The 25383-nt window shown below is 40.5% G+C and carries 24 protein-coding genes; 8 read left to right on the top strand and 16 right to left on the bottom strand.

Annotated features, from left to right (window positions below; genetic code table 11):
- Positions 1-6: 6 nt before the first annotated feature.
- The 3 genes from ACZYRN_RS14060 to ACZYRN_RS14070 form a co-directional block, all read right to left on the bottom strand.
- Positions 7-714, bottom strand: a complete 708-nt coding sequence (locus tag ACZYRN_RS14060; protein ID WP_488912228.1) for an MBL fold metallo-hydrolase — start codon at positions 712-714, stop codon at positions 7-9.
- A gap of 126 nt (positions 715-840) precedes the next feature.
- Positions 841-2232, bottom strand: coding sequence for an N-acetylmuramoyl-L-alanine amidase (locus ACZYRN_RS14065; RefSeq protein ID WP_488912229.1), 1392 nt, complete (start codon positions 2230-2232; stop codon positions 841-843).
- A 127-nt stretch (positions 2233-2359) separates the two neighbouring features.
- Positions 2360-3271, bottom strand: coding sequence for a catalase family peroxidase (locus ACZYRN_RS14070; protein WP_488912230.1), 912 nt, complete (start codon positions 3269-3271; stop codon positions 2360-2362).
- 214 nt (positions 3272-3485) lie between these two features.
- Between ACZYRN_RS14070 and corA the strand changes: the two genes are divergently transcribed.
- The 3 genes from corA (at position 3486) to ACZYRN_RS14085 (ending at position 5840) form a co-directional block, all read left to right on the top strand.
- Positions 3486-4430, top strand: coding sequence for a magnesium/cobalt transporter CorA (gene corA, locus ACZYRN_RS14075; protein ID WP_488912232.1), 945 nt, complete (start codon positions 3486-3488; stop codon positions 4428-4430).
- A 103-nt stretch (positions 4431-4533) separates the two neighbouring features.
- A complete protein-coding gene (locus ACZYRN_RS14080; RefSeq protein WP_488912233.1) occupies positions 4534-4989 on the top strand; it encodes a hypothetical protein in 456 nt (151 codons plus the stop codon).
- Positions 4990-5096: 107 nt separating this feature from the next.
- Complete coding sequence (locus tag ACZYRN_RS14085; RefSeq protein WP_488912234.1) at positions 5097-5840, top strand: YqjF family protein; 744 nt, start codon at positions 5097-5099, stop codon at positions 5838-5840.
- A 10-nt stretch (positions 5841-5850) separates the two neighbouring features.
- Here the strand turns inward: ACZYRN_RS14085 and ACZYRN_RS14090 are convergent, their stop codons facing one another.
- A complete protein-coding gene (locus tag ACZYRN_RS14090; RefSeq protein WP_488912235.1) occupies positions 5851-6822 on the bottom strand; it encodes a Gfo/Idh/MocA family protein in 972 nt (323 codons plus the stop codon).
- 147 nt (positions 6823-6969) lie between these two features.
- Between ACZYRN_RS14090 and ACZYRN_RS14095 the strand changes: the two genes are divergently transcribed.
- A complete protein-coding gene (locus tag ACZYRN_RS14095; RefSeq protein ID WP_488912315.1) occupies positions 6970-8088 on the top strand; it encodes a zinc-dependent alcohol dehydrogenase in 1119 nt (372 codons plus the stop codon).
- Between the two features lie 73 nt (positions 8089-8161).
- On the opposite strand, the gene ACZYRN_RS14100 is transcribed toward ACZYRN_RS14095, so the two are convergent.
- From ACZYRN_RS14100 to ACZYRN_RS14115, 4 genes are all read right to left on the bottom strand, one after another.
- A complete protein-coding gene (locus ACZYRN_RS14100; RefSeq protein WP_488912316.1) occupies positions 8162-9502 on the bottom strand; it encodes a VWA domain-containing protein in 1341 nt (446 codons plus the stop codon).
- A 183-nt stretch (positions 9503-9685) separates the two neighbouring features.
- On the bottom strand, positions 9686-10360 hold the full coding sequence (locus ACZYRN_RS14105) for a DUF2642 domain-containing protein (RefSeq protein WP_488912236.1): 675 nt from the start codon (positions 10358-10360) through the stop codon (positions 9686-9688).
- A 71-nt stretch (positions 10361-10431) separates the two neighbouring features.
- A complete protein-coding gene (locus ACZYRN_RS14110; RefSeq protein ID WP_488912237.1) occupies positions 10432-11562 on the bottom strand; it encodes a DUF2642 domain-containing protein in 1131 nt (376 codons plus the stop codon).
- Positions 11563-11710: 148 nt separating this feature from the next.
- Complete coding sequence (locus tag ACZYRN_RS14115; protein WP_488912238.1) at positions 11711-12217, bottom strand: hypothetical protein; 507 nt, start codon at positions 12215-12217, stop codon at positions 11711-11713.
- A gap of 280 nt (positions 12218-12497) precedes the next feature.
- Between ACZYRN_RS14115 and ACZYRN_RS14120 the strand changes: the two genes are divergently transcribed.
- Positions 12498-13292 carry a TIGR00266 family protein gene (locus ACZYRN_RS14120; protein ID WP_488912239.1) on the top strand — a complete coding sequence of 265 codons (795 nt, stop codon included), beginning with the start codon at positions 12498-12500 and terminating at the stop codon, positions 13290-13292.
- Between the two features lie 324 nt (positions 13293-13616).
- Positions 13617-14570, top strand: coding sequence for an L-lactate dehydrogenase (locus ACZYRN_RS14125; protein WP_488912240.1), 954 nt, complete (start codon positions 13617-13619; stop codon positions 14568-14570).
- A gap of 73 nt (positions 14571-14643) precedes the next feature.
- Here ACZYRN_RS14125 and ACZYRN_RS14130 read toward each other — a convergent pair whose 3' ends face one another.
- Positions 14644-14853, bottom strand: coding sequence for a YwbE family protein (locus ACZYRN_RS14130; RefSeq protein WP_488912241.1), 210 nt, complete (start codon positions 14851-14853; stop codon positions 14644-14646).
- A 259-nt stretch (positions 14854-15112) separates the two neighbouring features.
- Between ACZYRN_RS14130 and ACZYRN_RS14135 the strand changes: the two genes are divergently transcribed.
- Entirely contained in the window at positions 15113-16213 is a 1101-nt protein-coding gene (locus tag ACZYRN_RS14135; protein ID WP_488912242.1) for an SLAC1 family transporter, read from the top strand.
- Between the two features lie 133 nt (positions 16214-16346).
- The gene (locus tag ACZYRN_RS14140) at positions 16347-17453 is read left to right on the top strand and encodes a CAP domain-containing protein (protein ID WP_488912243.1); all 1107 of its coding nucleotides are present in this window, start codon (positions 16347-16349) and stop codon (positions 17451-17453) included.
- Between the two features lie 142 nt (positions 17454-17595).
- Here ACZYRN_RS14140 and ACZYRN_RS14145 read toward each other — a convergent pair whose 3' ends face one another.
- From ACZYRN_RS14145 to ade, 7 genes are all read right to left on the bottom strand, one after another.
- Positions 17596-17796 (bottom strand): cold-shock protein, encoded by a 201-nt coding sequence (locus tag ACZYRN_RS14145; protein ID WP_018395257.1) that lies wholly within the window; start codon positions 17794-17796, stop codon positions 17596-17598.
- Positions 17797-18021: 225 nt separating this feature from the next.
- Positions 18022-18846: an STAS domain-containing protein gene (locus ACZYRN_RS14150; protein WP_488912244.1), complete on the bottom strand. Its 825-nt coding sequence runs from the start codon at positions 18844-18846 to the stop codon at positions 18022-18024.
- 324 nt (positions 18847-19170) lie between these two features.
- A complete protein-coding gene (locus ACZYRN_RS14155; protein WP_488912245.1) occupies positions 19171-20358 on the bottom strand; it encodes an acyl-CoA dehydrogenase family protein in 1188 nt (395 codons plus the stop codon).
- Positions 20359-20689: 331 nt separating this feature from the next.
- Positions 20690-21811 carry an FMNH2-dependent alkanesulfonate monooxygenase gene (gene ssuD / locus ACZYRN_RS14160; RefSeq protein WP_488912246.1) on the bottom strand — a complete coding sequence of 374 codons (1122 nt, stop codon included), beginning with the start codon at positions 21809-21811 and terminating at the stop codon, positions 20690-20692.
- Positions 21812-21844: 33 nt separating this feature from the next.
- Entirely contained in the window at positions 21845-23029 is a 1185-nt protein-coding gene (locus tag ACZYRN_RS14165) for an acyl-CoA dehydrogenase family protein (protein ID WP_488912247.1), read from the bottom strand.
- Positions 23030-23186: 157 nt separating this feature from the next.
- Positions 23187-23471, bottom strand: a complete 285-nt coding sequence (locus tag ACZYRN_RS14170) for an MGMT family protein (protein ID WP_488912317.1) — start codon at positions 23469-23471, stop codon at positions 23187-23189.
- Between the two features lie 47 nt (positions 23472-23518).
- Positions 23519-25243 carry an adenine deaminase gene (gene ade, locus ACZYRN_RS14175; protein WP_488912248.1) on the bottom strand — a complete coding sequence of 575 codons (1725 nt, stop codon included), beginning with the start codon at positions 25241-25243 and terminating at the stop codon, positions 23519-23521.
- Between the last annotated feature and the right edge of the window lie 140 nt (positions 25244-25383).

Here is a 25383-nt window from a genome sequence, read left to right on the forward strand (position 1 = left end):
ACGTCCTCATTTCATCCTTTTTTCTGCATTCGTTATTGCCCGTTCTAGTGCTTTCATTGGCTGCTCTAGCATCTTTCCATGGCCAACTGCCAGAATGGATGGCTCAAACGAATATAACTTCTTTGCGCTGTCAATCGCGGTTTGCTTATCCCATGTCGCAAGTGCCGGGAATGGGAAGAACGGTTTTACTGTACCGCTCACTGCCATGCCTCCTCTCGTTTGAAAAGCATCGCCCGCAATTAAACTGCCGTTCCGCCTGTCGATAAACGACATCGAACCGGGCGTATGTCCCGGAGAATAAATCGCTTCAAGTGAGCCTATCCGGTCTCCTTCTTTCAACAGAATATCCGGCCTTGTCTTCATTTTTTTCGGCACACCGCCCTTCACTGGCTTCTGTGGTTCTTTTGGATCTATCGATACGTCACCGCCAAGCAGCCGTGCATCCCGCTCAGATATATAAACGGGCACATCCGGTAAAAAACCTTTTAATACGTCAACTGCTCCAATATGATCTTCATGCGCATGTGTCAACACGATATGTTTGAGCGGCTTTTCAAGTTTTTTCACCATTTCCATAATGCTTTTCGCACTGTAGGGCAGCGCCGCATCGACAAGTGTCAGCGATGTTTCTTCTTCAACAATATAACAATTAACAGGAAAAAAACGCGGCATGAATGACAGCTGATAGAGCGATCCGATTTTCGTCAGACGCATACTTTTTCACCTTTCTTCCATTTAACTAATTTAATTACTATATTAACTAATATGATTAGTTTATACAACTAAAAAAACGAACCTCCATTGACTATAGAATTATTGGAGGTTCATTTTATGTATAATTTACCCGGCTACTTTGTAAAGTGGGTCTACGTCATAGCCTTTCGCTTTATAGTAATCGAGAATACCGTAATAAATCGCATTTGACATGAGTTTCATTGAATAATCCGATTTCATTTTGGCTGCATCCTCTGCATTGGAAATAAACCCAAGCTCGGCTAATGCCGCTGGCATATTATTCTCACGAAGAACGGAGAAATTGCCTGGTTTTACTCCGCGATCTTTTAAATCCCATGCGGCCAACATACGTGCCTGAATTTTCGCTGCGAGTAATTTGCTGTCTGCTACATGAGGATTTCCTGCTGAATAATAATACGTTTCCGTCCCGCTTGCACTGGCTGATGCAGAATTTACATGGATGCTGACGAAAATATCACCGCCATTGTTTTTAGCAAAAGCGGACCGGTCTTTCAATTGAATGAATGTATCAGTAGAACGGGTCATTTTCACATTAAATGGTGTTTGCTTCAATAAGTTATTCACTTGCAGTCCCATTTTCAGCACAACATCTTTTTCTTTCAATCCGTTTCCAACCGCTCCTGAGTCTGTGCCCCCATGTCCCGGATCAAGAATAATTGTTTGACTTGAAAGCCGTCCATCACTGCTTTCTGTTACAGGAGGTTCCGGAACATCCGTTCCTGTACTGCGTAAATAAGAGGAGCTGATGAATCCAACCTCACTGCCTGTTTTCACATATGTCCATCCACCAATCGAATACGCCCCGGCCACTTCTGTATTCGCAGCAATTTTCCCTAATGAAGGGTACGAAGTAGAAGGACCTGAACGAATGTTTAAATTCCCTGTTGTTGACCATAGTTTGCTAGTAAAACCACCGAATGATTTCAATCGAAATTCGGGATTAATGGCCCGCGCCAGAAAAACAGCAAAATCTGCCCGGGTAATCGTTTGATTGGAACCAAATGTCCCATTTGAAAGACCGCTTGCGATACCTAAATCCATCAATGCTTTTTCAGCATTCGATGAATAGCCAAATGCCTTTGCAAGCATAACGGCCATTTCTCCTCGCGTAACTGCTTTGTATGGAAGAAATCTCTTGCCTTCATAACCCGACATTATTCCCTTTGCCGTCACTGCTTGTACATAACCTGACGCAAAACTGCTAGAACTCAAATCCGTAAAGCCCGTCGACCGCTGTGTTCCATCAAGCTGAAGCGTTCGCCCAATGAAAACAGCGGCTTCTGAACGGCTAATTGTTTTATCTGGTGTAAATGTCGTAGCAGATGTCCCACTGACAATTTTGCCTTCCACCAAGTAATTAACTTCCTTCACTGCACGAGAAGGTACATCGATAAAAGCAGCAGCTTGAACAGGTTTTATTCCAAAAAGAGTAACAATCATAAGAAATGACAGAGCAGCAACCCAAAACCTTTTCACCTTTTTGCCTCCATTCACTAAATATTCCACTTAATCTACTATTTAGTATATAGGAACTTACAAAAAGTTTTTATCATTTTTTAAAATATTTTGACATATTATGAATAATAATAAGGCTTACTTAGCCTCACTTCCCTTTTGAGCGTCTGTCAAATGACACCGAGTATACATGACGCCGGAAATGCAGAACAGGGTCGTCCGTGCACGCAATCCCATTCGTCATAACGGTCGGATCAAATACGACATCATCTGCCTGATTTTCCAGTTTTTTCATGATCGATAAATGTCCAATCGTAATTTTTTCCCGTTCACCCGCCCACATAACGGTTGAATCATTAACCGAGTCTCCCTCCTCACCAATTAAGACGTTTAAATGAAATTCTATCGGCCTTTCTGCCATTCTATTCTCGAGTTCTTCCTCTAAATAATCGCCCGGATGCACAACTGCTTCTTTTTTCGCTTCTATATTTACTTTATCGGCCGGTTCCCATTCATATTTAATCGCCTGCCGGTTCCCTTTTTCATTTATAAAATAAAACGCATGAATTGGGAAATAGCGGCTCGTTGAATAGCTGATAAATGGGCGCAATTTTTTCATAATGTGAAAAGCCGCTTTGCTTTCGGGATTGCTGATCAACACTTTTACGATATCACGAAGGCTTGATTTATCTCCTAGCGCACGAAGTATCTCAACGAATGCTTCCGGTGTTTTCGTAATGAAAACAGGCACTGTTACACTGACCAGATTCGTTACGTTTCCATCAGGCAGCTGAAACTGAACAGACATTCCTTTTACCGGCGAAAAGATATCGACCATGTTCGGATTTGGTGAACTATCAGAAAAACGAACGAGCGCCTTCACTTCTTTTTTCTGCAAATGAGCAGCTGTCGTGTACGATGCCGCATTTCCATTCGGTGTAAAGAGAGCTTCACAATACACACCTTTTGCATGTGCCCGCCGATACCCTGGAAATGTTCCTGCCGTATCTTCAATTGAATCAACCGCCTGTCTCGCTAACTCAGGTTTATTTATTTTCATCTTTTTACCTCCAATTTTTATTCTTTCTTTACCCTTTTCCTAAAAAAAAAGCCATTATTGATCAGTTATAATCAATAATGGCTTTTCTCATTCAAACACCTTCCTACAGCAAACACATTGTATTTTCACATAGATATTATCGTTTTTCAGTGCCGTTTACCATTCATATTGTTTATAATGATAAAGGCTCGATACAAGGAAAAAAGGTGATAACATGATAAGAACGGCTGCAATGACAATCGATCAGACGATTTTGCGAAATGTACCGCTTGAGGAGCTGCGGGGGGAACATATTCAGTGGTACTGGGTGGACTTCAATGTACCGACAGACGACGAAACAAACATATTAAGCGACTTTTTTAATTTTCATCCGCTTGCTATTGAGGACTGCCTGCACTTTATTCAGCGGCCAAAGGTTGACTATTACGACGACCACAATTTTATGATCATTCAATCCGTTAATCAACAAACACTTTTGCCGGAAGAACTAGATATATTCTGGTGTTCAAATTACATTGTAACCTTTCACAGGAAACCGTCTGTTGAAGTTGATACCATCTGGGAACGGCTGCTTGAGTCGAAAAAAATCAAACAGCCGGTTAATATTTTGTATCACCTTATTGACAAAGTCGTTGATCACTTTTTCCCGAGTGTGTACCAAATTGAAGACAGCCTTATTCAATTAGAAGCAGAAGATGCGGACAATTATAAAACGGATGATTTATTTGACATTCGAAAAGAATTATTAAAGCTGCGGCGTATTATTTTTCCGATGCGTGAGCTGCTGTATCGCGTTTTAAACTCGGAGCGTGTTCAAATTCCTAAGAAAAACAAAGTGTACTTTAAAGATATTTACGATCATTTAATCATGCTGACAGAGATTGTTGAGTCAAACCGGGAACTAACAAAAGATATGCGTGACAGCTATTTATCCATCAACTCAAACCGGATGAACAGTATTATGATGACGCTCACTGTTATTACGACGATTTTCATGCCGCTCACCTTTATTGCAGGTATATATGGGATGAATTTTACTCATATGCCTGAATTAACATGGCATTACGGTTACTTTATCGTACTCGGTTTAATGGGTGGCATCGCCCTTTCCATGTTTGCGTTTTTCTGGCGGAAAGGCTGGTTTAAACAAGACGATTGACGATAGCTTGCCGCTTATGCCGCCTGCTATTATTTACTTAAAACATGTTTATAAATTTTTAAAAAGTAAATAATATAGACAAACAGTCTAAACGGAGGCACTTATGAAAAAACTTTCTTATGTTTTAACACCTATCGCACTGACAGGCTTACTAGCAGCTGGCTGTGGTACGGATGAAAGCGAACAGCCTGTCAGAGACAATCAAACAGACACTATTGAAGAACATGCCCGAACTATGCCGAACAAACTAGACAACGTTATGGAGACCTTAAAAGAACTGAAAGCAAATGTGGAAACTCCTGATAGCGCGGAAGAAATTCAAGAAACCGGAAAAGTATTGGAAGAACATTGGGATCTTGTTGAGAAAGAAGTAGAAGAGCAGTATCCGGATGATTATGAAAATATCGAGGAAAGCTTATATCCACTTATGGAAGAAGCGAAAAAAGAAGAACCTGACGTAGAAAAAATGAAGACATTAATTGATGAAACGAACGGAAAATTAACAGAGTTTCTGAAAAAGGCTGAAGAGCCGAAAAAATCGCCGGAAAAATCATACTAATATGATTTAATTGCATCGAGTAATAAACAGACTAAATCCATTAAACGAGTTTAGTCTGTTTATTATTTCCCGGGAAATAATAAAATTACTTGAAAGGACTGTACACTTTGTATAAAGAATTTATGGAAGTCGAACAGCGCCCATATCCATTGCCTTCTTCACCGTGGATTATGACACAAACATGGAGCAATATGCTGTTTGCCCACTGGCCCGTTTCTACTAATTTTTTAAGGGCATACATTCCTTCAGTACTGGATATTGATGCACGGGACGGTACTCCATGGATTAGCATCATCCCTTTTCAAGTTCATCACACAAGACTTCACGGCATGCCGAAATTTCCGTTCTATCATGCTTATCTGGAACTAAATGTCCGCACATATGTTACATACAAAGGAGTTCCTGGCATCTATTTTTTTAGTTTGGATGCTAATAAATGGCCGGTTGTCGCCGGTGCGAAAATAGGAGCGGCTCTTCCCTATAAATATGCCAACATGAAGATGACGGTAAAAGATCCCATTATACATGTCAAAAGCCAGCGGCAGCATCCTGGAAGCCCGAGTGAATCCTTTAAGGCAAGTTACCAACAATCATCGAGTATTTATATACCGGACAAACAAAGCCTTGAATACTGGCTCCTTGAACGTTATTGTTTTTGGACTTTAAAAGGAAATACTCTTTATCAGGGCGATATTCATCATGACCGCTGGAGAATTACAAAAGCAAAAGCTGATCTTTATTTCAATACAATGGCTTCTTTCTTACCGCGGCATTCCTTTCAAAACGAACCGCTTCTACACTTCTCAAGTAATAAAAATGTGTTTACCTGGCCTTTAAAAAAGGTTCGATAAACACATTTTTTTACTTTTCTACATCAAAAACAATACCGCTCTGTCTACGTGCTTCTTCCGTAATTTCAATCACAATTTCACTTACGTTACGGAAATACTGATATTTTTCTTGGTCGTTTGATTCAATGATCTCGGCTATCACTTTTGCCTCGTAGATCATATCGTTCTCTTCTTCTGATACTGCAAGCTGCTCTTTTTCACCTGTCCGGCGGTTTTTGAACTCGATACTCGTAATCGGTGCGATGTGATCAATAACAATCGTGCCCTCTTCTCCGCCAATTTCACCTGGCAACTGTGAATCTGTAATTTTTGAGTACATTGCTGTACACGTATGATCTCCGTAATCGAGAACGACTGATCCGCTTCCATCTACACCCGTTGGCAGCATGATTACATGGCAGGATATATTTTTCGGTTTTCCGAACAATGATACAGCAAAACTGATCGGATAAACACCTAAGTCAACGAGTGCACCTCCAGAAAACGCCGGTGAAAAAACATTTGGCTCTTCACCCGCAAGGACGTTATCATACCGCGATGAATACTTGATAAACTGGAAAATTGAATGGCGCACAGGGCCTACTTTTTCAATCGCTTCTCTCAAACGTGCGTGGTTTGGTGTGTACAGATTGCGGAAAGCCTCAAATAAAAAGACACCATTTTCATCAGCCACTTTAAATGCTTCTTCAAGCTCTTTTGTCGTTGAAAACATTGGTTTTTCACAAATAATATGCTTCTTATTTTTCATAAATAAGAGAGCCTGCTCGAAATGAAGAGAATTCGGTGACGCAATATACACAACATCAATCTCTTTATCGGCCGCTAATTCATCTAAGTCTGTAAACACGCGCGGCGCTCCAAGTGCATCTGCTTTTTCTGCAGAGCGGGAATATGCACCCGCAAACGTCATTTTCTTACTTTTCTTCACTGCATCCACAAATTGTTCTGTAATCCAACCTGTTCCGATTGTTGCTATATTCATGTACTATCCCTTCTTTCCTATCATCTTTCATTAATCTACCATATTGTTTCAATTGATTAAAGGATTTCAATTAGACATCCGAATGAATTCTTTCTTTTCTAGGAGGATTTGATAAATAAATGGTTGTTGTTCCTCTTTATCGGTAACATCAGAAATAACAAAATTAGAAATGTAAAGGACCCTACTATCCAAAAAAAGGAAGATATTGTCGTTCGCATTACTTCAACGGCTATTTGCGGATCAGATCTGCATATTTATCAAGGTTCATTGCCGCCTGCTGAACAAGATTATGTAATCGGGCATGAGCCAATGGGGATTGTCGAAGAAGTCGGTTCAGACGTAACAAAAGTGAAAAAGGGTGACCGTGTCGTGCTTCCGTTCAACGTTTCATGCGGACACTGTTTTTACTGCGAAAATGATCTGGAAAGCCAGTGTGACAACTCTAATGCGAATCCCCATTCAGATACCGGCGGCTACCTCGGTTTTACCGAGCGATATGGAAATTTCCCAGGTGGTCAGGCTGAATTTTTGCGTGTTCCTTATGGAAACTTTATGCCATTTGTTATTCCGGAATCATGTGAATTGGAAGATGAGGCTCTTCTTTTCTTGTCAGATGTGCTGCCCACTGCTTATTGGAGTGTGGAAAATGCCGGCGTCAAAGCAGATGACACCGTTATTGTGCTTGGATGTGGACCAGTGGGATTAATGGTGCAGAAATTCGCCTGGATGAAAGGGGCTAAACGAGTTATCGCTGTTGACCATGTCCCTTATCGCTTAAACAAAGCCGTCCAAATGAACAAAGTAGAAGCATTTAACTTTGCCGATTATAAAGATATGGGCAGTCATTTAAAAGAAATCACAAATGGCGGTGCCGATAAAGTCATTGACTGTGTCCGCATGGACGGCAAAAAGTCTGCTATTGAAGCAATCGAACAAAAACTAAAGCTTCAAGGCGGAACACTTAGCGCCATTCAAATTGCGATAAAAGCCGTTCGTAAGTTTGGTACCATTCAGCTTACCGGCGTATATGGTTCTTTGTACAATATGTTTCCACTGGGCAGCCTCTTTGAGCGAAATATCACACTGAAAATGGGGCAGGCGCCGGTCATTCACTACATGCCGGAGCTGTTCAAAAAAATTACAGCCGGTGAATTTGACCCGACTGAAATTGTTACGCATAAAGTGCCGCTTGACCAGGCAAGTGACGCCTATAAAACCTTTTATGAACATGAAGATGAATGCATTAAAGTCGTGTTAAAGCCGTAAAAAGAGGCTGATGTGAGTATTTACGTTTACTCACATCGGCCTTTTCCTAGTAAAAAAATATATAGTATCACAGTTAATTACTACCTTCTAGCAATCCTTTTAAGCGCGCTTCCTTTACCCATGCCGGATATTCTTGCATAAGCAAATTGTATAATTCGTCATCTGGTATAGAAGAAGGGTCTTCAATACTGAAGAAGTCAGCATTGTCAATAAAGCGGCCATCCATGTCATCCAATGCTTCTAGAAAACGAAAATCAGATGCAAAAAAAGAGTTGAACGCCCCCTTTTTCTTTTTCAAAGATTTATTTGATTTACCTATAGCCATGAATTGCCAAAAGAGCGGCTCATAAGAAGCGCTTTGCAGCATGCTTTTTGTTAATGATTCATCCATTGTTGCGCCATCTGTCACAAACATAATATAGGTGGGCATATTTTTAGAAATCATTGTTTTGCGTTTTTCTGATGAACCGAGGTAATGCTCGCGCACGATTTTCATTACTTTTCCGTAATAAGTGCCGCCTTCAAGTGGATAAGATCGAAGCATTTGATTAACGTAACCGGGAAAGTTATCAATGGACAGCTCGCCTGCACTATATGCATTTCTGCCGAAAAGGAATATATCGATGGCACCGTCATCATCAAACCGGGTGCCAAGCGCTAAAATCTTTTCAGCCAAGTCTTGGATCTTTCCAGATTGATACAAGCTGCTCATAGAGCCTGAAATGTCTAGACATAGAGCAACTTTCGCCTCGTGCGATTGCAGTCCAACTTTTTCAAGTGATATCGTTGCTTTTTTAGCCAAGTTTAGCAACTGCGGTGCTTTTTCAGCCATCTTTTTTTCAAGGTTAATTTTCTTTTCATTTGTTGGATGAGATGGAGCTGCTGGGGGCGTATCCGGTTCTTCTTCGGCTACTTCTCCGCCAAAATGAGTGAGCAGTGCTGCTAATCCACCATCAAACCCTTGTCCTACGGCAGCCATACGCCAAATATCTTTTTGATATAATTCAGCGATGATAATTGCTTTTTCATTTTGAAAGTCAGTACTTGTGAATGAATAATGGAGAACGTCTTGTCCACCCGCTTTCACGGTTAAAACGCCCGATTCTATACCAGACATCGTTCCGCCGCCGTCTATTGTTGCTGTAAAAACGAGCTGCTGAATGTCTGCTGGCAATTGACTTAGATGAATGGAAAATTCAGCTTGTCCATTGCTATGGGACAGCATATTTATTTCATTTTTAGGGGAAGAAGGCTGATTATAAAAAATCATAAATTCTTCATCAGAGAGTTTTTTAGAAGAATCCAGCCCGAAACAAGTAATATCGATAGCCATTTGTGATTGTACGTTAACCTGTACGTGCAAATCAGTCGCTTGAGATACGTCTGACAGTTTTATTTTTTGTCCTCTTACCATCTTCACTTTATTTTTCTCTCCTCTTTTGTTTTAACATATTGCTTCGTTAATGTATTCGACAGGAAACGTCAATACCCCTATAATTTCTATAAAATCCCTTTCCATTAAAAAGACTGTTCCCTCTCTCTGCCGGAAACAGTTTTGTTCACTTTCGTTATTCTCATTTTTTAACGCGTCAAGTCGCTATCTGTATACAATTGATTTTATATGATGTACATTTACATGAATATCTTGTTCTTTTACAGTCATTATATCAAGAAAATGCATTTCTTTATGGATAAGTTTTCCACTTATGCTTTCTTTATCTCCAATATTGCATGTAATAAATGCGCCGCGCATGCTTTCGATTTGTTTATCAAACGTTCGGGCAAATAATTTCACTGGAGCATTAGGTTCTTGACGGATCGATTGACTAAATCCATAAGGATGTGAAGAAGCAGGATAAGGAATGAGCCATTTTATATGTTTAAATGGAATTATCATTGTTTGATAAAGAGGAGAGAAAAAGACAATATAATCATCCATCGCATGTGTAATATGACCGTGGACTGGCTGATTGGTTGTAACATTTAATTCAACAAAGATCCCTTTCTCAGCTGCACGCAATACCTCTGTTAAAGATAACTTATCAGCGAGCGGCGGCGATAGAATAGCAGCAAATTGTATGATCGAATCTGCTTCTTCTTTTGATAACAGCCGTATCTCTCGAATATGAAATAAGGGAATATAATAAAATTCATCTTGTTTACGCAGGACAAGAACATCACTGCCAAGATCAACTAATACACCCGACACTTCTCTTTTCCCTATAAGTTCCAGGTGAATGAACTCTCCCATATATGTTTTGAGTAACTTCATGAACTAACCTCCTTCTTGCCCCTTTCTTAAAGCCATATATTCAAAAAGAAAGAAAAAAACACAGCCTGCTATTACTGCTTTATTCGTTCCCGCTGCATTCTTTTTTCTTTTAACTTCATGTAATCCCTTTGTGCCTGTTTCATGAGTGAATAATTTTGAGACTTTTCCGCATGCTTCATCAGTGAATAATATTGTGTTTCAAGAATTTTTTCTTTTTCTTCCTGTGTCAAAACAGGCTGTACGAACTCTTGTTTTTCTTCTACTTGCAGTCTTTCCTTCTTTTTGCTGTATTTTAATTTTTTGTTCTTTTTAGCAGACGAATTACTCTCTTCTTCTCGAGGCATTTGTGCCCTTTTTTTACGGGCAATTAGGTTTGACCGAAGTTTTCGATCGAACAAAGTATAGTCCATTTCCTCTATTTCCTTTTCTCTGAATGTAGATTTTTCTGTACGACTTTTTCGGAAAGTAGATTCAGCAGTAAGTGAATTCGCTTCGTTTGCTGCTTCCTCCACGGCTTCAAAAGATGGATTCACCAGCTCTACTTGATCATCGTCCAACTCTTCTTTTTGTTCCATTTCATCTTGATGTTGCCGTACCTCTAAGCGAACTGTTGCTTCTGTCTCGTTAGTTACAGCTGTTTCGTCTTTAGTCGCATCATCCATTGCTTCCGCCTCACTAATTACAACTATTTCGTCTTTAGCTGCATTATCTGCTAATGCCTCGTTAGTGGCAGCTGCCTCATTTTCATTGGACTTGTTCGTTACGTTAGAATTAATTTCTTCATAACATCCTGAAAAAACAGTGGATATATAAGAATTTTGTATAATAACCTTTTCTTCACCACTAATTAAAATAAGATGGTCATCAAAGACGTTGCTAAGAAAACCAGTCAGTACTTGATCTTGATAACAGTTAATTGTGACCCATCTTCGTTTACATAGTTCTAAAATTTCCTGTAACTTCTCTGCCTGCATATAATTATGATTTATTTTATTTATCTGAAAATCTTTTGTGTTTTTTGAAATGGACTTTATTTGATTAAGATGATGATAAAAGTGCTCTTCTTTCTCGTTCTGCAAAATAAGATAATCCTCTTTAACGTCAACCAAACTTCCTTTCAGTAAAACGCCATCCTTTGAAAAAATGCCGATTGAATACCCGATAAGCTCTCTAAGTGTCTCTGAAAAATAAGGGCTCGACATGACTAACCCCCTCACAGGTTTTATCCCTTTTTTTAAAAAAATTGAGAAAAGCCACTTTAAATGAATTTAAGAACATGAAACAATTCCTTGTCTCTTCCCCTAATTCAAAAGTGGCTGTACCGGTCACACAGTCTATACGAAACGATAATTATTCGCTTTTATTTTCCTTTTTTCCCTCTTTATTTTCTTCATTTTCTTTTTTATCTTTATCTTCTTCATCTTCACAATCTTCAACTTTCAGATTATAACTAATATTGCGAATATGGAACATGGCGATGCGAATAACTTCTTCGTTTGCAACCACTGTAATATACTCATCATGCACATCATCCAGCACACCTTCATATTTCTCATGACCGCCACGATTAACTGTAACCCAGTGATATTTTAAACCGCACAGTACATCTTGAAAACAATGGCCCTCGATATATTCAAAATCTTCCGGTACATCCAGTTTGAAATCGAGACCTTTTTTCAAATTGTTTGTCAAACTTTTGACGTGGTGGCCTTTATAATAAAGAACACCGTCTTCTTTAGTGAGTAGTACAAAGTAATCTTCCTCAACTGCCAGCAATAGTCCAACTCTCGAATCATGACCGCCACGGTTTACCTTTACAGCTTTGCCAACTAAAGAACATAGTATTTCTTTATCCATTCGTTCTTCTCCTCCTGTTTAGAAAGTCTCTGTAATTATATGCGGGAAGCAAGATGTTGTACTGCTTCATTCGCCCATTTGGAGATATTGTCCGCGCTATTGTCCAAATAAAAAAACAGGAATCTTTGATACACGACCCTGATTGTACATCCATCATGGAGCTAGATGCCTTTATTTTGCAATGTCCTATACTTCTTTCTGTTTATCATTTTTCAATTATTCTGAAACCTTTTCCTTTTTTGCTCGTACTACTATTTGACAATAAAGGAGGCTTGACAAAATGAACAACCATGAAATTGATTATGAGCTTTTTGGCGATGATATGCAGTTTGTTCAAGTAGAGCTCGATCCGAAAGAAACGGTTATCGCTGAAGCAGGCAGTTTAATGATGATGGATGACGACATTAAAATGGAGACGGTTTTCGGAGACGGGTCTTCGAAGAGTGGCGGTGGATTGATGGGCAAGCTTTTGGGGGCCGGCAAACGGGTGCTGACGGGCGAAAGTTTATTTATGACAACCTTTACGAATGAAGGTCACGGGAAAAAACATGTTTCATTCGCTTCTCCTTATCCAGGCAAAATTATCCCAATGGATTTAAGTGAAATGAATGGAAAAATCATCTGTCAAAAAGATGCATTTTTAGCCGCAGCAAAAGGCGTCTCTGTTGGCATTGAATTCCAGCGTAAACTCGGCACTGGTTTTTTTGGCGGTGAAGGTTTCATCATGCAAAAGTTAGAAGGCGACGGCATGGCATTCGTTCATGCTGGCGGAACAATTTACAAAAAGACTCTGGCACCGGGCGAATTGATCCGCATCGACACAGGCTGTCTTGTCGCGATGACAGGTGAAGTTGATTATAATATCGAAATGGTTGGCGGAGTGAAAACAGCATTATTTGGGGGAGAAGGTCTATTTTTAGCTACATTACGCGGACCAGGAACCGTGTGGGTACAATCCCTTCCGTTTAGCCGTCTCGCCAGCCGTGTCTTTGCTGCAATGCCACAAAATGGCGGTTCCAAAGGTGAAGGCGGACTTGGAGGTATGTTTGACTTTCTTGGCGGCGACAGAGACTAAATTTTTTATCCCGCATTAACGGGCAGTAAGACCCTCCACTTCAAGATTTCTAAAAGAAAAGAACGCTTCGTTAGGGATCAACTGCCCGTAAAAGCCCGATTGGTTCAACTAACATTCAGTGAGGGATGAAGAAACCCCCCACTGAATGAAGTTTCACTTTATTGGAAGTAGTATTTCTCGGCTTTTGGGCCATTTCACTCCATTTCCAAACACTTTACTCAGTTTGAAACGCGATGGCAATCTGATAATTAACGTTCTATAATCAACTTTTGAAATCTTGCACATTTATAAGTCAACTTACTTTAAAAATTGAGGAGTGTTTGGATGATCGATATTAAAGGCAATAAAGTCGTCCTTATCGGTACAGGTGCAGTTGGCTCAAGTTATGCATTCTCTATGCTGAACCAGGGTGTATGCGATGAACTTATATTCATTGATTTAAATAAAAAAAAATCAATAGGCGATGTAATGGACTTAAATCACGGCGTCCTTTATGCACCGACTACAACAAAAGTAAGATTTGGTGATTATACGGATTGTAGGGACGCAGCACTCATCGTTGTTTGTGCCGGTGCGAATCAAAAACCTGGTGAAACACGTCTTGAGCTTGTCAAAAAAAATATGGTAATCTTTAAAAATATTGTTGAACAAGTAATGGATTCTGGCTTTGATGGTATCTTCCTCATCGCCACCAATCCCGTCGACATCTTGACATATGCGACATGGCGATTTTCCGGTCTGCCGAAAGAGCGGGTCATCGGTTCAGGTACTATTCTCGACACTGCCCGCTTTCGTTATTTGCTTGGTGATCACTTCGGTGTTTCTCCAACAAGTATCCATGCATCTATTATCGGGGAGCACGGCGATACAGAAGTAGCAGTCTGGAGCAGCGCCAATATTTCCGGTATTCCATTGAAAGATTATGCAGCTCGTGATCATACTGAAAATCTAGAAGACAAAATGATTGAAATTGCTGTCCAAGTTCGTGATGCGGCCTACAAAATCATTGAAGCAAAAGGCTCTACGTATTATGGGATTGCGATGGGTTTAACCCGTATTTCCCGTGCAATCCTGCAAAACCAAGATGTGATTCTAACCGTTTCTGCTCTGCTAGACGGCGAATTCGGTCATAAAAATGTGTACATCGGTGTTCCTGCTGTTGTAAACCGTCAAGGTGTGCGCGAAGTCATCGAAATTCCACTAAGTGAACGTGAAAAAGAATTATTTGATATTAGTGTAAACACATTGAAAAAAGTACAGGAACCATTCTGGATTTGAACAAAAAGAAACGATCTCGCTGCTTTGCGAGATCGTTTCTTTTTTATATGCTATGTTAAACAATGCGCGGATCTTACTGCTCGTTAATTTGCGATAAAATGTCACACACGCGTCCGACCTGTCCATCCTGTAATCGTACTTTAATTCCATGCGGATGAAAACCTGAGTTTGTTAAAATATCTTTCACAATTCCACGTGTTTTTGTGCCGTTCCGTTGATCCTTTTTCAGTATAATGTTTACTTCAATTCCTGGTTTAATGTCATTTCTGTTTTGTCCATTCATATTCATTCCTCTTTTCTATTTTGAAACGCTTGCTTCTCACTAGTATGATGTTAGATCCTGTTTGCTTCTCTTATTTTAGAATAAAGAAAACAAAATAGAAAGAAAGTAAAAAGATTACTTGATTCTAAACGATAGAGTAACTTCATCTTGACGCCTTTTTTTTCGGTTGATATGATAGGTCTATTCTATTAAACATGTATTTTAAATACTTATTTATCTAAAAACAAGTAAAGTCATCTGTACATAGGAGGTTTTTTGGTTGCACCGAGTCATATTCGCGCTTTTTTTGTTTTCCGTCCTGCTCATTGTTAAATCACCGATGTTTCGCGGCAACCGTATTGATGCGTCATATGGCGCAATGGTTATGGCCATCGGTATTTTCCTTATAGGTGTCACACCGCAATTTAACATCCCTTTTGTTATCCCAACTTATCTTGTTGATTTTTTACTTTTTACCATCTGGCTGTTCCTTATCGGATCATTTATGAAGGCTGCATTTAAAGGCGTATTTCGAAAACGATATTTAACGCACCCTGTCCAAAGCTTTGCGGTTGGTACGTGGGTTGCCTCTACATCTATTTTATGTCTCGTCCTGTATCATCAATATCCTTTTTTCAAAAATATCATTTTTACGGTAACCTTATTAAATACTGGACTCTGGGCTTTTTACTTTTTTTTATGCATCAAAAGCTACAAAGTTATTTTTTCAGCAAAATACTATGAGCGTGTACACGGCATCGTTTTTCTATCGACTGTCAGCACTCAATCGCTTATTATCGTCTTTAATACTTTATTTCATAATCCTATTTTACAGCACATAAGCCAGGCAGGGATTTTCATCGGTCTCACCCTGTATTTTATTAACTTTGCGTTAATGATGATTCGCTTTAAGTCTTTCCAGCAGCATCAATTATCCGATGGATGGAAAAACACGAATTGCATCGTTCATGGGGCTATGTCTATTACCGGTATAGCCTCCATTATATCCGGTACATTCCCTGCTACTATTATTTTTCTGATGTGGATTTGGGCTGCTGCTCTCTTTATTATCATTGAAGGCATCGAGGTCTGGCGAGTAGCCATACGGTTAAATAAATACACTCTTAATGAGGCCATTGGCCGTTATCACGTGTCTCAATGGGCTCGTAACTTCACATTCGGAACATTTTATGTCTTTACACTTAATATCGATTTATCCGGATATCACTCGGTCCTTTTATCCATTCAACGTATCGTCATTGAATCGGGTGTGCCTGTGCTGATCAGTCTTCTCCTGATTGAAATATTTCTCTTTTTCAAAGATGCACTGCCTTGGCAAGAAAGTCGGCAGCATGTTATTGAAAAAAGACGCGCTTCATAACCTGTCTATTAAAATGTACAAGTAAAGTAAAAATAGGTTATTTTACCATTTCATTTTCCGCTCCGTTGCTATCGATTTACGTGAAATTTCAAGCTGTTTTCGGTACAATGAAAGAAGAATGGAGAGTGAGTGATTGAAAAGGTTATTTCAACTTATATTGCTGCTCGTAGTGATTTATAATACAAGGCCGCTTTGGGATGATTTCGTAGAGTCTTATATTGATTTATCATTTATGGATGTAATTGGCGAGCAAATGGAACAGATTCGGGAAAGCCCTATGGTACTTGATGCGGTTGACACAGTGAAAAGCAAAGTTGAAAACTGGGTTGGGGTTGGAGCCGAATCTATTGTACAGGTCAAAAAACCAACGCTTACTACGCCGGATTCACAGACGTTTTCTATCTACAATGTACAAGTTGGGGATACGCGAGCAGATGTTGAGCAAAAAATCGGTCCGCCGAAACGCCATTCGCAAAATGAATATGGGACAGACTGGTATGCCTATCACGAAAACTATCAAAATTTCATGATGGTGTCTTACGATGAGAAAGATCAGGTAAACGGTCTCTATACGAACCATGATTTAATCTCATCCACTGTTGATATTGCACTGAATACGCCAAAGGAAACCGTTCGTGCGAATTTAGGTGAACCGATGGATAAACTGCGTAAAGGATTAACACATTATATTTTAAATGAAACAGACGAGTATGATTACTTCCAGCTTGATGATAATTACGTGACCGTTTTTTATGACATTCATGAAGACAGCACGGTGACCGCCATTCAAATTATCGATAAAAAGCTAGAAACAACGAAAGATTCCATGTACGCAGATGGAAGTGCTTCTTTAAAAGAAGGACTTGAATATCAGCTGTTCGATGTGACAAATGCTGCACGCGTTATGCACGGATTGCCCGTATTAACATGGGATGATCACGTAAGAGAAACAGCCCGTGATCACAGTCTTGACATGGCAGAGAATAACTATTTTGATCATACAAACTTAAAAGGCGAATCTCCTTTTGATAGGATGGGAGACGATGGGATTCACTTTATGGCCGCCGGAGAAAATTTGGCTTATGGACAGTACAGCAGCGTCTTTGCCCATGAGGGATTAATGAATTCAGCCGGTCACCGGAAAAATATTTTAAGCAATGATTTTGGCTATTTAGGTGTCGGAGTGGCATTTAATGAAGAATCACAGCCGTATTATACAGAGAACTTTTTCAATAATTGAACTCTCACTGTGCTTGATGCAGTGGGAGTTTTGTTTATAATTACCGGCTCATTTATTATGTACTCTTATCTGTTAGCATCCATTTACATACACCAAAAAGGCAATCTCAAATGAGATTGCCTTTTTACGAAGTTTATATGGATTATGCTTTTTGTACGTTAGTTGCTTGTGGTCCACGTTGGCCTTGTTCAACTTCAAACGTAACTTCTTGACCTTCGTCTAAAGATTTGTAGCCTTCGCCTTGAATAGCTGAGAAGTGAACGAATACATCGTCTCCAGCTTCGCGCTCGATGAAACCGAAACCTTTTTCTGCGTTAAACCATTTTACTTTACCTTGTTCCATGTTATGTTGCCTCCCGATGTGCGATGTGCACAATATAATACTATTCCTGCTCAAAGCAATATCAAGACAATAAGCTTTACAGCACTTGTACTTTTCGAACAAAAATAATTCTTCTTTAGAATAACAGCTTTAAATAAAATAAGCAAGCCATTACATTTTTTTTTTCATTTCACACTATCGTCTCGCTCAATTACATTGAAGCTCCCTACAAAAAAATGTGAATTACTATTTCAATGCTTGCATTAAATTGCCAGTAATATCAAGGTCGTTAAAATTCAGTCCGAGTTGAATGGATGTCATCGCTACTTCCGGTCGAATACCGGATAATGTCGTTTTTACACCGATTAATTTCAATGCATCAATCAAGCGGAAAATTTGCATCGCAACCATTGTATCAACGATCGCTACACCAGATAGATCAATAAATAAATGCTTAATTTGTTTTTCTGCACATTGACTAAGGCCCTGTTCCATCAAGTATTGTGCCCGTTCCGTATCGATAGAGCCTACAATAGGGAGCAGCCCTTTGTGATTTTCCAGCGCGATGACTGGTGTACTCAATTCATGAATAACCTCTTGCTGACTGCGAAGTTTTACGTGTGAAAATTTGTGTTCTTCCTTTATGAAGCGCTTCATTACTTTTCCAAACGCTTTAATGATCATCCGTATCCAGCGGTTCACTTCTTCATTCGAGTAGATTCCTTCGTTCTGCTGTACAAATTTATCTATGTAATTGAGGTATTGTTCCTGCGTGTTTAAAAACTCGCCAAGAATAATATAATTTGGTGTATTCAAATGCTCAGGATCTTTTGCAACTTGAAGTATCCAATCGTTAAAACCTTCAAAGAATTCCTGTTCTTCTTTAATAAAGACTTCACATAAATGCTCGTGGAAAGCAAAGTTTTGCTGTTTTAATTGCTGGATGGCAAGCGGATCCGTCGAAGCGTATATACCGGCAACTTTTGATCGATCAAGAGACGCATACCACTCTTCCGTTAAGTCCCATGCCCGCTCTCGTAAAAATTGGTGCAATGCTGGATTTCTATGCATCTTTTCAACTCCCGTGTTCAAATTCACTATACTTTTTCATTATTGTATCGAAACGAAGAAGCTGTGTCGATTTTAATGAAACAAAAGAGTTGTCTCAATTGTTGAGACAACTCTTTTGTTTATTGATTGATGCCCTGTATATAAAAGCTTTTTTAAATGGCGCTCATTTCGTCCGGGGGACCACGGTTCCTTTACGCCTTTTAGCCTTCGCTGAAAGACTGCTCTAGCTCTATGAAACGTAGGAGCAGGTTCCTCTAAACGTTTCATAGAGCTAGAGCTAACGTGGGCCCAACATCAACAACATTCTACAGCTGAGCCTCAGGATTAAGAATAACCACTCGGTATTGGATACTCCCCGGTTAATACCCAATGTCCAATATTTTTTCGTTTATATTCTATTGGATTGTGGAGAGAATGAGTCCGTACATTTCGCCAAAAACGATCAAAATTATTTTTTCTTGTCGCAGACCGCGCTCCCATAACCTCAAACATACTGCTTGTAAGATCAAGAGCCACCTTTGTTCCAAACGCATTGGCTGCGCCTGTAAAAATGACGGTTTCCCCACGTTCTTCTTCCGTTAATTTCCTGTCTTTCGCCCAAGCTTCATCCACCTTTTTCCCCGCATGTTCTACTAATTGAATTGCTGCCTGCACATCGATCCAAAAGTCACCGTATCTTCGTTGAATATAAGGATCGTCAATGGCTTTTTCATAATCAGACATAAACCAAGGCCGTGATTTCTTTAATGTATATTCGCGTGCTTCTGCTAATGCTCCCTCTGCACTTCCAACAAATACATTCGCTAAAACAATTTGTGAGATAATCGCATCAAATGTAGTGAACGGCACCTTGTTTGATTCCGTGTCATCAAAAATTTCGTCTGCTTCTACTACTACATTTTCAAAGGTGACAGAGCCACTGTCTGTTTGCCTTTGACCCATTCCATCCCAGTCATCATTTACTGTTATGCCTGCCCGATTCGTTGGGATAACGCCTACATACGCAATTTTATCGCCAGGATCCTCCACCCATGAAATTAACAATCGATCGGAATCCTGAGCGCCTGTGCTAAACGTATTGTAGCCATTGATAATAAATTGATCGCCCTTCTTTCTTCCCACTAAAGTAGGCTCGATTGGATTATAGGAATTTCCCCAAAACCAATTGTTTTTGGCTGATTCTGTATAATAATATGTTTTCTGTTTTTCTGAGCCTTCGACATGGGGATTGGTCAAATGTAAGAAATGATAGCCATATAAATGAGCAAGAGCAGCATCCGCTTTGGCCAACTCTCGAACGATTCGAAGAACGACAGACCAAGGCTGGCCTTCGCCGCCATACTCAGCAGGAATTAAAATCGTGAGCAATCCACTTTCCCGTAAAGCATCCCGTTGTTTTTTAGCCGTGCCGCCGATCTTATCGCGTTCTGCTGCGTCCTTTGCAAATTCTTTGGCTAGTAAGACAGCCGTTTGCAAAAAACCGGTTGGGTCATTTCCATTCTTTTTTTTCATATTTCTCCCTCTTTCATGTAATTTTGGCGGTTCTTCTCTTCGTTTTCAATCGCCGCCATTTCACCAAAAGGACTAAGAAAGAGCATTCTATCTGCTTGAATATGCTTTCATTAAAGTATGATTATTTGTTCAGTAGTGTCCATTCGACTCTTTAAAAACATGTGCTGCTCCAACTAAAGGATTGTGTTTCCAGTAACTGCTCTGATCGTGTATGAAAAATTATATATTGGGTAAAGGTTCAAAACACTAGAGGATAGCAGAAGTTATTTCGGTGATTTCGATCATTTCCGGCTTTCTTAGCTGTTTCAATTTAACTATAATCTTCTTTGCATTACGTTTGTTTTTTTACACTCATTTCTCCAAACGGACTCATGTAAGTTCGCTCATTTGGATCGTTCTTTTTATTTAAGGGCAGTTTCGGAAAAAGAAGTTCTGCTGTCCGGTACGCTTCTTCGAGATGGGGATAGCCTGACAATATAAATGTGTCAATACCTAGGTCTGCATACTCTTTCATTCGTGCGGCTACTGTATCCGGATCGCCGACAAGGGCTGTACCTGCCCCTCCTCGAACAAGTCCAACACCTGCCCACAAATTCGGACTGATTTCTAACTTAGATCGATCTCCGTTATGAAGCTGGCTCATTCTTTTTTGTCCTTCAGAGTCCATTCGGGCAAATACTTTTCTGGCAGAGGCAATGGCTTCATCATCAACATGTTTGATTAACTCTTCCGCTGCTTCCCAGGCGGCTTCTCCTGTTTCTCTCACGATAACATGAAGACGGATGCCGAATTTTATTTTTTTACCCGTTTGTTTTGCAAGGTTTCTTACCTTTGTTATTTTTTCTTTTACCTGGTCTGGCGGCTCCCCCCACGTTAAATAAACATCAATGTGATCGGCAGCTATTTTCATTGCTGCGGGAGACGAACCGCCAAAATAAAGCGGCGGATATGGATTTTGGACAGGCGGATAAAGGACGGTGCCTTTTTCAATTTGAATGTGTTCTCCCTCAAAAGTAACCACTTCCTCTTGTAGCAGTTTTCGCCACACATTTAAAAATTCATCTGTTAGTTCATATCGTTCATCATGGTTTAAAAACAAGCCTTCTCCGGCCAATTCAACTGGATCTCCGCCTGCTACAACATTCATAAGCAGTCTTCCCTGAGAAAAACGGTCAAGCGTCGACGCCATGCGGGCAGCCACAGCTGGTGACATTAGCCCCGGTCTTACCGCCACGAGAAATTTTACGCTTTTTGTAACAGGAACAAGCGTTGAAGCAACAATCCAAGCATCTTCACATGATTTCCCGGTTGGAATCAATACACCACCGTATCCCAATTCATCAACCGCCTGCGCAATTTGCTTGCAATACGCATAGCTTGCAGCCCTTGCACCCTCTCCGCTGCCTAAATAACGGCCATCTCCATTGGTAGGAATAAACCAAAATACTTCCATGATCCATAACACCCTTCCAAACGTTCACTATTTTTATGAATACGGTGTAATTTCAGGCAGCTGATCGTTTAAAATAAAGTTCCCAATATCACGTAATTTGTATTCAATCGGATCATGCAATGTAAGTGTTCGAATATTTCTCCAGTAGCGGTCAAATCGATATTTTACCGATACCGACTTTGCGCCCATTACATCAAAGATCCGGTTCGTTACTTCTAAAGCCGTCCTTGCTGTCATGACTTTTGCCGTTGCGATCGCAATACTGCATTCTCCGCGTTCCTGTTCCGTCAAAGACCATTCCTTCTCCCACGCAGCCTGCAAGACATCACCTGCTTTTTCAGCAAGAGCAGCCGATGCCTTCAACTGTACATATAAATCACCATATTGGCGCATTGTATATGGATCGCGGGCAGCTTCAACGGTATCGGATGTAAGCCATGCGCGACTGCTATGTTTCGTATATTGTTTCGCTTCTTCCAATGCCCCTTCTGCCATTCCAAGCAGAACGTGAACAAGAATCATTTGAGCGATATGTGTACGTATTGTTGGGAATACACTGTCTGGAAACTGAAGATAATGTTTAAGAATCTCCCTCTCTTTCAATTGAACATTTTGAAAGCGGACGGTCCCACTGTCCGTTTGACGTTGGCCAAACCCATCCCAATCACTTTCTGCAGCAACGCCTTTCCTGCTCGTTGGAATGACAGCCAAAACAGTCTGATTGCTTTCGATATTCTTAGCAGAAATAAGAAGTCGGTCGGAATCTGTTGCGCCTGAACAAAAACTTTTTTCCCCTTGAAGCAGCCATTCATGATCTGCCTGTTTGATCATTAAACGACCGTCACGAGGGTTGTATGCATTTCCCCAAAACAAGTTTTTTTCTGCCGTTTCTTTATAAAGGAATTCTTTCTGCCGCTCGGAACCGAATAACTGTGTAGATACAAGTGATAAAAAGTGATAGCCAAATATATGTGCAATTGATCCGTCTACCCGGGCAAATTCATGGATAATCTGAAAAATGGTTTTCCAGTTTTCACCGCAACCCCCGAACTCAGCCGGGATGATAAGAGCCAAAAGCCCGCTTTCACGAATAAGATCACGCTCTTTTTTTGCCGTCCCGCCTCGTTCATCGCGTTCGATGGCTGTTTTATCAAACTCTGCTGCGAGTATTCTTACTTTTTCTCTATACGAGCTATTGATTTTTTTTTCTATACTCACCATCCTCCCATCTGTGAAGTTTATATAATATACGCTTCATTTTCTTTTTCTTGTATAAATTGACGTATTAAATAGGATAAAGATTAAAAAAGCTCTCACTTTAAGGTGAGAGCTTCCAATTATTAGCTTTAGCGCTGTAACCGTCACGCAAAGGAACCTATTTCTCAAACTGTGCCAAATCCACGCGTCCATCCTTTGTAAATGATACACTTTCCGCTTTAAGCAGCATCCTTTGCTTTTCACGTGAATCATCGTTTGGAACAGCGATTTCCCCTTTTGCATTGACAACTCGATGCCACGGCAAACCGTATTTCTGACTCATTGAATGCAAAATACGGACAACTTGACGGGCAGCACGTGGACTGCCTGCCATTCGTGCAACTTGTCCGTACGTGACGACGTATCCTGGAGGAATTTCTTTTAAAATCCGTACGACTTCCATAGTGAATGGGGTTAAACCATCTTCTGTTTTTCTACTTTTTCTATCCACTAACCTTCACATCCCACATCAATATGCTCAAACGAGTCAACATCAAACAATCCTTTATCCGTCAGCTTTACATGCGGGATGACCGGCAAGCATAAAAACGATAAAATCATAAAAATATTTTGTGATCCTTCTGCCACAACGTAAAGCTGTTCATTCAAATGATGCAATTCCTTAACGACTTCTTCGTAAGGCTTTTCCGACATAATGCCGCCGACACGAAGTGGAACGGCAGCCAGTACTTTCCCCTGATCCACAACAATGAGACCCCCTTGCATCTGTTCAATTGCTTCAATGGCTATGAGCATATCCTCATCATTTGTACCTGCGACAACAAGGTTATGAGAATCATGTGCAACCGTTGAAGCAATCGCACCACTTTTCAAACTCAATCCTTTCACTATTCCCACGCCGACACTGCCCGTCGCATGATGCCGTTCGCACACCGCGATTTTCAGCTGATCCCGTTTCGCTTCAGCTTCAAAAAAGCCATTGTTTACCTTTACCTTTTCAACTATCTTATTCGTGATTAATTTCCCTGGCAATACTTCAATAATCCTCGCTTTTTGTCCTTCTTGAAGTGGAATTCGCAACGACTTTTTATCTACCTTTTTCATGTTGATTGATTGCTTAACCGAAGCCGGAATCGCTGCCCGCTTCGTCTGCCGCGTATTTGCATCAACGACCTTTCCACCTTTTAAAATGACCGTTGGACGCAATTCCTTTATATCTTCCACAATCAGCAAATCTGCCGCATAGCCCGGTGCCACGGCTCCTTTATCAGTCAGCTGATGACAGACTGCATTATTGATCGTCGCCATTTGAATCGCAATAAGCGGATCTAGCCCGTGCTTAATCGCGAGCCGTGCCGCATAGTTGACTGTTCCTTCTTCCACTAGCTCATCCAGATGCTTATCATCTGTACAAAATGAAAACCGCGTGCTGTTTCTCTCGTTAATACTCGGTAAAATAGCCAGCAAGTCTTTTGCTGCAGACCCTTCCCTCACAAGGACATGAATGCCTCTTCTCACACGGGACTTTGCTTCAATGGCCGTCACTGCTTCATGATCATTGCGGATCGACGCTGTACTGTATACATTTAGCGCCTCATCTGACAAACCCGCCGCATGTCCATCCACTGTCAGATTATGATCAATCGCCATTATGATTTTGTCTATCATTCTATCCTCTGCTTTCAACACGGACGGATAGTCCATTACTTCTGCCAATCCGATCACGTTATGATGGTTAAGAAACGGGCGTAAATTATTCACCGTCAATGTGGCTCCATTTTGCTCAAATGGTGTCGCTGGTACACAAGATGGCAGTTTTATCATAATATCAATCTCCGCATTTTCTGCATCGTCCAGCATATATTGAATGCCTTTCGTTCCTGCTACATTGGCAATTTCATGCGGATCTGTTACGACTGTAGTCACACCGTGTCTTAATAGTGCCCGTGAAAATTCTGTCGGCGTCACCATCGTCGATTCAATATGAATATGTCCGTCGATAAAGCCCGGCATAACATACTTGCCTGCTGCATCAATCATCTTTTTTCCTTTTTTATATGTACCAATGCCGACAATGTATCCGTCTTTAATAGCAACATCTGCATCAAATGTTTCAAGAGAAAACACATCGACAACTTTGCCATTTTGAACAATAAGATCTGCTTCTTCCGGGTGCTGTGCTGTATGGATAAGCGTTTTAAGTGATTGCTTCATATTCATCCCTCTTTCCTTTTTATCCCGCATTAACGGGTCAGGCTGAGCCTAGTCACTCAGGTATTGCCTCGAGGACTCGGCGCTCTTACCTGAGTTCCTCTTTATTCAATGGGGAAGCAGAGCGCAGACTAAAACCGTCA

This window comes from Domibacillus sp. F004, from assembly GCF_057814295.1.

Coding starts and splice junctions, on each gene's coding strand:
- ACZYRN_RS14060 (WP_488912228.1), bottom strand. CDS start 714: ATGCGTCTGACGAAAATCGGATCGCTCTATCAGCTGTCATTCATGCCG.
- ACZYRN_RS14070 (WP_488912230.1), bottom strand. CDS start 3,271: ATGAAAATAAATAAACCTGAGTTAGCGAGACAGGCGGTTGATTCAATT.
- corA (WP_488912232.1), top strand. CDS start 3,486: ATGATAAGAACGGCTGCAATGACAATCGATCAGACGATTTTGCGAAAT.
- ACZYRN_RS14080 (WP_488912233.1), top strand. CDS start 4,534: ATGAAAAAACTTTCTTATGTTTTAACACCTATCGCACTGACAGGCTTA.
- ACZYRN_RS14090 (WP_488912235.1), bottom strand. CDS start 6,822: ATGAATATAGCAACAATCGGAACAGGTTGGATTACAGAACAATTTGTG.
- ACZYRN_RS14100 (WP_488912316.1), bottom strand. CDS start 9,502: ATGGTAAGAGGACAAAAAATAAAACTGTCAGACGTATCTCAAGCGACT.
- ACZYRN_RS14105 (WP_488912236.1), bottom strand. CDS start 10,360: ATGAAGTTACTCAAAACATATATGGGAGAGTTCATTCACCTGGAACTT.
- ACZYRN_RS14110 (WP_488912237.1), bottom strand. CDS start 11,562: ATGTCGAGCCCTTATTTTTCAGAGACACTTAGAGAGCTTATCGGGTAT.
- ACZYRN_RS14115 (WP_488912238.1), bottom strand. CDS start 12,217: ATGGATAAAGAAATACTATGTTCTTTAGTTGGCAAAGCTGTAAAGGTA.
- ACZYRN_RS14120 (WP_488912239.1), top strand. CDS start 12,498: ATGAACAACCATGAAATTGATTATGAGCTTTTTGGCGATGATATGCAG.
- ACZYRN_RS14125 (WP_488912240.1), top strand. CDS start 13,617: ATGATCGATATTAAAGGCAATAAAGTCGTCCTTATCGGTACAGGTGCA.
- ACZYRN_RS14130 (WP_488912241.1), bottom strand. CDS start 14,853: ATGAATGGACAAAACAGAAATGACATTAAACCAGGAATTGAAGTAAAC.
- ACZYRN_RS14145 (WP_018395257.1), bottom strand. CDS start 17,796: ATGGAACAAGGTAAAGTAAAATGGTTTAACGCAGAAAAAGGTTTCGGT.
- ACZYRN_RS14150 (WP_488912244.1), bottom strand. CDS start 18,846: ATGCATAGAAATCCAGCATTGCACCAATTTTTACGAGAGCGGGCATGG.
- ACZYRN_RS14155 (WP_488912245.1), bottom strand. CDS start 20,358: ATGAAAAAAAAGAATGGAAATGACCCAACCGGTTTTTTGCAAACGGCT.
- ssuD (WP_488912246.1), bottom strand. CDS start 21,811: ATGGAAGTATTTTGGTTTATTCCTACCAATGGAGATGGCCGTTATTTA.
- ACZYRN_RS14170 (WP_488912317.1), bottom strand. CDS start 23,471: ATGGAAGTCGTACGGATTTTAAAAGAAATTCCTCCAGGATACGTCGTC.
- ade (WP_488912248.1), bottom strand. CDS start 25,243: ATGAAGCAATCACTTAAAACGCTTATCCATACAGCACAGCACCCGGAA.